The 5047-nt window shown below is 38.6% G+C and carries 6 protein-coding genes and 1 pseudogene; 1 reads left to right on the top strand and 6 read right to left on the bottom strand.

The genetic code is table 11. The features are described from left to right. Window positions 1-441: 441 nt before the first annotated feature. A complete protein-coding gene (locus MTCD1_RS17955) occupies window positions 442-1047 on the bottom strand; it encodes a DUF998 domain-containing protein (RefSeq protein ID WP_057180654.1) in 606 nt (201 codons plus the stop codon). Window positions 1048-1336: 289 nt separating this feature from the next. Here MTCD1_RS17955 and MTCD1_RS17950 point away from each other — a divergent pair. Then, window positions 1337-1637: pseudogene (locus tag MTCD1_RS17950) on the top strand (group II intron maturase-specific domain-containing protein); the annotation flags it as partial. Between the two features lie 97 nt (window positions 1638-1734). Here MTCD1_RS17950 and nadS read toward each other — a convergent pair. From nadS to MTCD1_RS17925, 5 genes are all read right to left on the bottom strand, one after another. After that, entirely contained in the window at window positions 1735-2019 is a 285-nt protein-coding gene (nadS, locus tag MTCD1_RS17945; RefSeq protein WP_057180655.1) for a NadS family protein, read from the bottom strand. Between the two features lies 1 nt (window position 2020). Beyond that, on the bottom strand, window positions 2021-2353 hold the full coding sequence (locus MTCD1_RS17940) for a type II toxin-antitoxin system RelE/ParE family toxin (RefSeq protein ID WP_057180656.1): 333 nt from the start codon (window positions 2351-2353) through the stop codon (window positions 2021-2023). 972 nt (window positions 2354-3325) lie between these two features. Then, complete coding sequence (locus MTCD1_RS23310) at window positions 3326-3637, bottom strand: excalibur calcium-binding domain-containing protein (protein ID WP_057180657.1); 312 nt, start codon at window positions 3635-3637, stop codon at window positions 3326-3328. Window positions 3638-3808: 171 nt separating this feature from the next. Continuing rightward, window positions 3809-4159, bottom strand: coding sequence for a VOC family protein (locus MTCD1_RS17930; RefSeq protein WP_057180659.1), 351 nt, complete (start codon window positions 4157-4159; stop codon window positions 3809-3811). A gap of 111 nt (window positions 4160-4270) precedes the next feature. Next, window positions 4271-4723, bottom strand: coding sequence for a hypothetical protein (locus MTCD1_RS17925; RefSeq protein ID WP_057180658.1), 453 nt, complete (start codon window positions 4721-4723; stop codon window positions 4271-4273). Window positions 4724-5047 lie beyond the last annotated feature (324 nt).

The raw sequence follows: 5047 nt of genomic DNA, 5'->3' as shown, positions 1-5047 counted from the left end.
TGGTATTGGCTCCGTTTGGATTGGCGTCTTCACCTTAGCCTATTAGGTCAAAGGTGAGGAGTCCATACCATTGAAAAACAGCCAACTGTAAATTTTCCGTTTAATTGCCTTGTATGGCATTGCGTTTACGACTTACTCTTACAAGCCCCTATTATTCCAATTGTAATAGCAACAGTAAGTATGATGATATCAATATAATAGTCTGGTTTCTGTATTGAAAGCGTGGTCCCAATTGTAGTTAACATAATACTTGTATAGAAATATTGGTTACTTTTTCCAGCTAGTTTCATTTTTAAATCATCCTTTTGATAATTGATACGCATATATTTTCTATGCATGCTAGCGCCCATTTAAGAGGCAAAATATAGTTGGCTAAAATAGGCGACGAAGGAGCAAAAACCAACTGTTTTTTGTCCTTATTTATTAGCTTATAGTTTACAATTACACCAGCACTAATGAAAATACACTTAACCACATTAGCTGAAAGCCATAAGAAATACGTTGATGGATGCCAGGATTGCTTTGAGATTTTACGGCTTTAGCCATAGCAAATAGATAATAAACAGCAGCGATAACAGAAACAACTGAAAAAACACGAAAATACAGTGGGATAATTTCAGTCGTTGGACTGATAGCAATTAATATTGGTGCTACAACTAACGAAAGCAACATAATGAAGCCAGCCCAAGAATGTACCTTACAATTAAAAGTTGGGTTCTTTGTAAATGGATCTGCGTCCATAGGGAAATAACCCGCTACCCAAGTACCAATACCATGGGTTATAACTAACCAACCAGCAATATTAACTAAAATTGATACGCTTGATAGTTGTGCCAGATACCAACCAAAAAAGCAAAATAGAAAACCTAGAGGGTAATTATTAATTAAGGGTGACAACTTTTCAGTTGGGCTACCTGTTGCACCTAATTCACTACAAAATTGTTTAGAATGACTGTAACCAGCGTAAAATCGACTTGCTACATAAACACCAATGAAAATCCAAATTGTTGCAATTAATCCTGAATAGATCGCAATACTTTCAAACACTACCAAACTCCCTTTGTAATTTGTCCGACTTGAAAACCCTTGTGTACGCCCAGCATGGGCATGAACTAATGAGGTGAAAGTCCTCTGTAGGAAGGTCACCGTTACTCTTTTCGATAAGAGAATAACATGTTGTTATTAAACGCTAACTACTAGCTAATGGCAAGGGCTTATCCATGAGGATTGGTCTGAAGGACAGATATATTGCTCCTGCAATATCTGCATTTTTACCATCCATGGCGGTCAAGCCGCTAGCCCTCCCTATTGGTAAAGCAGGCGAGCTGATGAACAAAAACATCAGATGAGGCGTCTGACCAACCGAAATTGGGGTGTCAGTATGGGTTATCAATTGTTTAAAGTGAGTCAGTATCTGCGAGGCTGGATCAACTGTTTTGGTATTGCTAATGCTTATCAAACTTGTGTAGAGCTAGATCACTGGCTCCGCCGTCGAGTAAGAATGTGCTACTCGACGGCGGAGCTCGAAAACACCGGGTATTCAACAAGCATTGAATAACGACTATTTGGCTAAAGCGGGTTTATATTCACTAAGAGAGGGATGGGTCAAGGTTCACTACCCTAATCAGAGTGTTTAGATTAGGGGTTCTAAATGAACCGCCCTGTGCGGAACCGCATGCAGGGTGGTGTGGGGGCTGGAGGTTAGATACCTCTGGCTACCCGATTATTTTTTGTTTACGCTAAAGCTCGAATAACAGCACTTGGGTTTTTAGATAACACTGTTAATAAAACCAATGCTGGGCCTCTAGGTGTTCTATCACCGCGCTCCCAGTGCCGAAGTGTACCTAAACTGATACCGAAATTTGAGGCGAACTCAGTCTGGGTCATGTGTACATTTGATCGGATTGCTTTAACATCAACAGGATCAAACTTATGAACAGTGGCTTGTTTAATATTGCCTTCACTGAAGTCTACCGCTTCAGTTAACCCCTGCTTAATACTTTCAAAGATGCTACTCATTTTAGCCTCCGTAGTTTTTAATTAATTTAAGAGTAAATTTAGCTAGCAAGTTGCGCTCAGAATGGGATAAATTAGCTTTTTCATTTTTTCCAAAAAGTGAAAGAAGAAATAATGGCATTGATTCACTATGAAAGTAATATATTACTCTCACACCACCACTTTTTCCTCCTCCGCTTTTAGACCATCTTAATTTTCGGATTCCGCCAGTGCCTTGCATAAGGTCACCAGCTTTAGGGTGCTCTGCTAGATAATTTATTAAAAGTTCAGAATCACTTTTAGATAGGTGTTTTTGAACTTGCTTTTTATATTCTGGTAATTCAACTATTGTTTGCATGAGAACAATTATAATCCAATGGATTACTTTTAGCTAGCGCCAAAATTAGATACAAAACTAACGCCTTACTAAGCGGCGATAAATAGTTGGTTAAAATGTGTAGCGGAGCGGAACCTAGCCAACGGTTAATTTTCCATTTAAATGACTTGTGTACGCCTAGCATGGGCATGAACTAATGAGGTGAAAGTCCTCTGTAGGAAGGTCACCGTTACTCTTTTCGATAAGAGAATAACATGTTGTTATTAAACGCTAACTACTAGCGAATGGCAAGGGCTTATCCGTGGCGGTCAAGCCGCTAGCCCTCCCTATTGGTAAAGCAGGCGAGCTGATGAACAAAAACATCATATGAGGCGTAGGCTAGAGGTGAGTTGGCACAAGACGACGAAACCACGTGATCTAATGGCCACCGTAAATGATGATGCAGTGCAAAGAAAGTACATGTTCTTCTTATTCTGGTAGAGTGGGGGGAGATCTGTTTAACATGCGATCGAAAAGTTACCAGTAAGGCTCTGGTTAATAAGTGTCTTGGCTTTTGGCTGTCATCGAACCAAAAGAGCGAACCAGATGGCAGATATATTGCTCCTGCAATATCTGCATTTCCGCCATCCGTGGAGGTCAAAATCGATAGCGCATGATTGGGCAACTAGGCATGTGATTAACGATGTCAGCAGACGGCACTTATTATTTAGGTAATAGCGCCCAATGTCCTCTCTCTTTTGTAATGGTTGGGACAGGGTGAAGGCCTGAACTTGAAGATCAGTGAGGAGACTGTGCAACTCAATATTCCATGCCAGACCGGGATTTAGAAATAGTGGCGTTGATAATATAGCAACTAGCACTGGAATAAGTAGGAGCTAATCGGCCAATTTATTCTAAACATCTTTGGCAACCGCCCTGTGCGGAGCCGCATGCAGGGTGGTGTGGGGCTGGTGGCTAGAAACCTCCGGCTACCCGATTAGAGGTTTGAAAACACTACCATTTATTGAATTGTTTCTCGCATGGAATACCATCATTATCACCGTCCATTTTGGTATTAGGACAATGCTGAATAAAGTATTTTACTTCTTCATACGAGGTCATTTGAGAACAATGTTGCCTACCATCGCATTTATAAATAACTTTAGGTTTAGCTATTTCTTTGGCTTTAGCTAAAGTTTGCATTGCACTACTATTTGAAAACGCATTTACCGCAGATTTTTTAGAAGATTCTACTACGGTATTATCTTTTAAAAAGAATAGCCAAGCCCCGAAACAAATAACTATGAAAATTAATAAATTTTTCAATTTAACTCCATTATTGATAAAACTTCTAACGAGCTTGTAGAATAACTCGTTTATTATGAATTACCCCCTAAAATCGGGGTGGTAAAATACATTACCTATATCGAGTTAATCCTCTACAGTTCGATACAGGAGCACAAAATTTTAGTCCTTTTTGAATGGTTTGTTATGTAATCATTCTGCCCAAACTGCAAATTCATTTCCATTTGGATCACCAAAGTGAAATCTTCTTCCACCAGGAAATGAAAAAATAGGCTTAATTATTTCACCACCTGCTTTCTCAATTTTTTCTTGAGTTGTTTCAAGCGAATTACTATAAAGAACAATTAACGGACTTCCATTCTTAGTAGAAACAACTAAATCTGATTTGAAGAACCCACCATCTACCCCTTGAGCAGTGAAACTAGAATAATCTGGACCATAATCCACAAATGACCAACCGAAAACATCACTGAAGAAAACCTTTGTGGCTTCAATATTTTTAGCTGGAATTTCAATATAATTAATTTTATTGTGCTTCGTCATTTCGGTGTTTCCATTCTTAATCTCTCCTAAGTTTTCTGCGCTAGTGCTAGCAAAAAATAAAGATAGTACCAATACTAAAATACATCTCATAAACACTCCTGATTTATTAGCTTATGTTTTCACACCACTAATGTAAGACCAACGAGATCTGATACCTGCGGCATAAAACAAACCAATTACTAACCAAACCATTGAACTCGCTACCCAAAACCAAACGCCCAAATTTATGACGTATGGAGTATTAAACAGTAGAGGTATAAAAAAACCGTACAATCCTCGAACGATACATAAGCCAGCGATTAGTATTAGAAAAAGTTTTAAAAATGGAAGCCTACGTATTATACCTGCTCCAGAGAGTGCGTACAAAGACCACCCGAAGAAGATGCACACCAAAATTGAGCCAACAAAAGCTGGATACATAGAATCAGATTTAGCTAGTGTAGCCATATTTTCACCGGCTCCTGAAGCTAAATACCAATCTGGACCGCCAATAATTATAGCTATATGAAGTAGACTACCGAGAAAAGTTAATACAGCACCAAAAATAAAACTCTGCTTAATCATACGACTCCTTCCTAGATTGAAAACATAATGAGCTTGTAGAATAACTCGTTTATTATGAATTACCCCCTAAAATCGGGGTGGTAAATGCATTACCTATATCGAGTTAATCCTCTACAGATCAATACAGGAGCACAATATTTTAGTAGTTTTGGCTGAATTAGTTATTCTACAGCCTCAACGCCCTGTTAATGGGCAAAAAATTGTTGGCTATAATGTTGAGGAACAAAAACATCAGACATCCCTTTACAAAACATCAGACATCCCTTTAAAATAATCACCATAGGTTATCACAAGTCATTAAATTTTCATCATTAACATCACCTG

It is taken from the genome of Colwellia marinimaniae (assembly GCF_002207865.1).
Lineage (GTDB): Bacteria > Pseudomonadota > Gammaproteobacteria > Enterobacterales > Alteromonadaceae > Colwellia > Colwellia marinimaniae.
The sequence above is the reverse complement of the archived record's forward strand: the minus strand, read 5'-3'. Positions and strand labels throughout refer to the sequence as shown.